Below are 4,052 nucleotides of genomic sequence, written 5' to 3'. Positions count from 1 at the left end.
GCCGGCACGCCGCTCGGGGCCGCGGGCGCGCCCGCCGCCTCGCCCGAGGGCGTCGCGGCGCTCCTCGCATCCGAGCGGGAGAACCTCTCCCGTCTGCTCGACGCGCTCGCCGGCGGAACCCTGCACGCCATCGTCACCGCGCTCGTCGAGGCTCGTGAGGTGCTCGTCGTCGGCTACCGCAACAGCTATCCCGTCGCCCTGCACCTGCGCGAACAACTCGTGCAGTGCCGCGGCCGCGTGCGAATCGCCCCGCAACCCGGGCAGTCCCTCGGTGAAGACCTCGCCGACCTCGGTGCCGACGATGTCGTCGTGCTCGTCGGATTCCGGCGCCGCCCGGCGCGATTCGCCGAGATCCTCGACGCCGTCGTGGCGACGGGGGCGCGGTGCATCCTCATCACCGATCCGAGCGGGCGGGCCCTCGCCGCGCGCGCCGACCTTGCCGTCGAGTGCCCGCTCGAGAGCCCGGCGGCGTTCGACAGCTACGCGAGCGCGATGAGCCTCGTGAGCCTCGTCGCGAGCGCCGTCCTCGGCGCCGACATCCGGCGCGGTCGTTCCCGCATCGCCGGCATCGACGCCACCTACCGCGGCCTCGCCGAGATCGAGGGCATGTGATCGATCGGTCGCTCAACGATCCCGGTCGAGCCCGGCACTGAGATCGCCGCACTCGACCCGTACTGCATCGTGCCGGGCGAGGTACGCGCCCGCCCCGGCGTCGCCCGAGACCTCGGTCGCCACCGCCGACCAGTGGTCGCGGCCGATGAGCACGGGATGCCCCGGTCGACCGTCGAAGACGGCCCGGGCGAGCGACGCGTGGCGCTCCGCGCCGGGGGCGGAGCCGGCCGCGTCGACGACCCGCCGGCCCACTGCAGGGGGCAGCCCGGCGAGGTCGACGAGGCTCACGAGCACAGCGTCGGTGTGGGTGCCCGCGGCGAATTCGAGCCCGGCACGGAGCGACGCGGAAAGTCCCAGCGCCCAGTCCGCGGCGATGGCGACGTCGGCGTCGGCGGGCACGAGGGCGCGAGCGGCGTCGGCCTCGGCGCCGAGCACGATGACGACCCGATCGCACCCGGCGGCACGAAGCATCCGGAAGCCCTCGACGACCCACGGCACGCCCGTCGCATCGCGGATGAGCGCCTTCGGGCGACCCATGCGCGTGCCCGCGCCAGCGGCGAGCAGCACTCCGAGGAGTGAGGCGGTCATGGCTACAGTTAACCCGAGCCGCGCGTGCGGCGCGGGAGGAGTCGCGATGAACGTTTCCACCGATGCCCGAGAGCGGTTCCGAGAAGAGCTTCGGGCGTGCCTGCACGTCGCGCGCTGGGTCGACGAGGTGGCGGATGCCGCACCGTTCGACTCGCTCGAATCACTGCTCGCCGCGGCATCCGACGCCGCTTCCCCGCTCTCGCCCGCCGAGATCGACGAGGCCCTCGCGAGCCATCCGCGCATCGGCGAGAAGCCCACCGGCAACGGCACGGCCGAGCGGTTCTCCCGCTCCGAGCAATCGTCGGCCGACGCCGAGGATCCCGAGCTCGCCGCAGCGATCGCTGCCGGCAATCGCGCCTACGAGGAGCGCTTCGGCCGGGTCTTCCTGATCCGCGCCGCGGGGCGCTCCCGCGCCGAGATCCTCGCCGAGCTCGAGCGGCGGATGCAGCTCGACGACGCCGCGGAGCTCGCCGTCGTGGGCGAGCAGCTGCGCGAGATCACGCTGCTCCGCCTCGAACGCATGTACGCGGATGCCGCGTGGCCGGTCGGGGTGGCGGCATGAGCGGCCGCAGCCACGTGACGACGCACGTGCTCGACGCCGCGACGGGCCGGCCGGCCGAGGGCGTCGACGTACGACTCGAAGCCCGGGTCGATGTCGGTGCCGCCTGGGCTCCGATCGCCGCCGCCGTCACCGACGCCGACGGCCGAGTGTCCGACCTCGGCCCTGAGGAGTTGCCCGAGGGCGTCTACCGCGTCGTCTTCGATACGGGCGCGTATTTCGGCGACCAGCCGACGTTCTACCCCGAGGTCTCGATCGTGTTCGAGATCGCCGAGGCATCCGAGCACTACCACGTGCCGTTGCTGCTCAGCCCGTTCGCCTACTCGACCTATCGCGGCAGCTGACTCCCGGCGCTACTCGATCACCGGACCACGCGCGAGCAGCCGCCCGCGCGGTTCACCCGTGGTGGCGATGCCGCGAAGCCACGTGGTCGAGACGACGCCCCGCAGCCGCGCGCCCGCGAACGCGGAGACCGGGTTCTTGTGGGCGAGCGCCGAGGGCACGACGGTGAACTCGGTGTCGGGCGCGAACGCGACGAGATCGGCGTCGGCACCGACCGCGATGCGACCCTTGCCCGCGATCCCGGCGAAGTCTGCCGGCGCTTGCGACATCCAGCCGAGCACTCGTTCGAGGCCGATGCCGCGGCGAGCCGCCTCGGTCCACACGTTCGCGAGGCTGAGCTGCAGCCCGGCGATGCCGCCCCAGGCCCGGCCGAAGTCGCCGTCGAAGCCGAGCTTCAGCTCGGCCGTCGCGGGGGAGTGGTCGGAGACGATGAGGTCGATCACGCCGTCGAGGAGGCCGTGCCAGAGCCGGTCGCGGTTGCCCTCGTCACGGATCGGCGGGCAGCACTTGTACTCGGTGGCGCCGTCGGGGATGTGCTCGGCGTCGAGCGTGAGGTAGTGCGGGCACGTCTCGGCGGTGAGGCGAAGTCCCTCCGCCTTCGCCTCGGCGATGAGCGGGAGTGCCGCCGCTGAGGAGAGGTGCAGGATGTGCGCTCGACCGCCGGTTTCGCGGATGCCGTCGATGACACCCTGGATGGCGACGAGCTCGGCCTCGGGCGGGCGCGACTCGACGAACCGCGGATAGCTCGGCCCGCCGTCGTTCTCGTGCGCCGTGAGCACCGACGGGTCTTCGGCATGCACGATGAGCAGTCCGTCGAACTCGGCGAGCTCGCGGAGCGCCGCGAGCAGTCCGGCGGAATCGAGGTGGGGGAACTCGTCGACGCCCGACGGAGCGAGGAAGCACTTGAAGCCGAACACGCCGGCGTCGTGCAACTCGCGCAGCGAACCGAGGTTGCCCGGCACCGCGCCGCCCCAGAAGCCGACGTCGACGACGGCCTGCGGAGCGGCCGAGGCGCGTTTGACCGCGAGGGCGGCGGGATCGATCGTCGGCGGGATGCTGTTGAGCGGCATGTCGACGATCGTCGTGACGCCGCCCGCAGCGGCGGCACGCGTCGCGCTCGCGAAGCCCTCCCATTCGGTGCGTCCGGGCTCGTTGACGTGCACGTGCGTGTCGACGACACCCGGGATCAGTCGCTCACCGGGGGCAAGCGTCACCTCCGACCGCGCCTCGACCCCGGCAGGCCCGGGAGGCTCGATCGCGGCGATCACGCCGTCGCGGACCGCGATGGTCGCGGCGCGGAACGCGCCGTCGATGAACGCCGACTCGGCGTGCACGATGAGGTCGTACTGGTCGTCGATTGCCGTCATGTCTCCTCCGCAGGGACCATAACAGCGCCCCATTTCCAGCTCGTTGCACGCACATCATCCCGCATGGGGCCCGCGGACGTAGGATCGACGGAAAAACTGGGAGGCATCGTGCTCGAGCTTTCGGCGGAGATCATCGCGCGACTCGCGCGCGGCGATCGGTTCGCGCTCGCGACCGTGACGGCCGTCTCGGGCTCCGCACCGCGCGACCCGGGTGCGTCGATGATCGTCGACCCCGACGGCCGGGTCACGGGGAGCGTGTCGGGCGGATGCGTCGAAGGAGCGGTGTACGAGCTCTGCGAACGCGTGCTCGACGGCTCGGGTGTCGAGCACGGCCGATTCGGCATCGACGACGAGAGCGCCTTCGCCGTCGGGCTCAGTTGCGGCGGCGAGATCGACGTGTTCGTGCAGCCAGCCGCGCCCGGCCTCCTCGACCCCGTTCCCTTCGGCCGGGTGCTCGACGGGGAGTCGAGCGGGATCGCTACGCTCGTGGCCGGCCCGGCCGCCCTGCTCGGTCGCGTCGTGGTGCCGGGCCGCAGCGGCCCCGGCGTCCCCGGCGCCCACGGTGCCGGCCTCTCCGGCAGCCT

General features: G+C 72.7%; 6 protein-coding genes. 4 read left to right on the top strand and 2 right to left on the bottom strand.

The annotated features are described in order from the left end of the window. A partial coding sequence (locus ESP51_RS20220; RefSeq protein ID WP_164990619.1) for a MurR/RpiR family transcriptional regulator occupies positions 1 to 612 on the top strand: 612 nt, incomplete at its 5' end. A 12-nt stretch (positions 613 to 624) separates the two neighbouring features. Here the strand turns inward: ESP51_RS20220 and ESP51_RS20215 are convergent. After that, positions 625 to 1,200, bottom strand: a complete 576-nt coding sequence (locus ESP51_RS20215; RefSeq protein WP_129522656.1) for a nucleotidyltransferase family protein — start codon at positions 1,198 to 1,200, stop codon at positions 625 to 627. A gap of 46 nt (positions 1,201 to 1,246) precedes the next feature. Here ESP51_RS20215 and uraD point away from each other — a divergent pair, with 46 nt between their 5' ends. Both uraD and uraH read left to right on the top strand, forming a co-directional pair. After that, positions 1,247 to 1,762, top strand: coding sequence for a 2-oxo-4-hydroxy-4-carboxy-5-ureidoimidazoline decarboxylase (gene uraD / locus ESP51_RS20210; RefSeq protein ID WP_129522655.1), 516 nt, complete (start codon positions 1,247 to 1,249; stop codon positions 1,760 to 1,762). Further along, complete coding sequence (gene uraH, locus ESP51_RS20205) at positions 1,759 to 2,103, top strand: hydroxyisourate hydrolase (RefSeq protein WP_129522657.1); 345 nt, start codon at positions 1,759 to 1,761, stop codon at positions 2,101 to 2,103. Before uraD ends, uraH begins: the two co-directional genes overlap by 4 nt. Positions 2,104 to 2,112: 9 nt before the next feature. Here the strand turns inward: uraH and allB are convergent, their stop codons facing one another. Further along, positions 2,113 to 3,468, bottom strand: coding sequence for an allantoinase AllB (allB, locus tag ESP51_RS20200; protein WP_129522654.1), 1,356 nt, complete (start codon positions 3,466 to 3,468; stop codon positions 2,113 to 2,115). Between the two features lie 108 nt (positions 3,469 to 3,576). Here allB and ESP51_RS20195 point away from each other — a divergent pair. Beyond that, on the top strand, positions 3,577 to 4,052 hold a 476-nt coding region (locus ESP51_RS20195), incomplete at its 3' end, for an XdhC family protein (protein ID WP_164990618.1).

Origin of the sequence: Agromyces albus (genome assembly GCF_004134825.1) — a bacterium.
GTDB lineage: Bacteria > Actinomycetota > Actinomycetes > Actinomycetales > Microbacteriaceae > Agromyces > Agromyces albus.
This window is presented reverse-complemented; position numbering and strand designations above follow the sequence as displayed.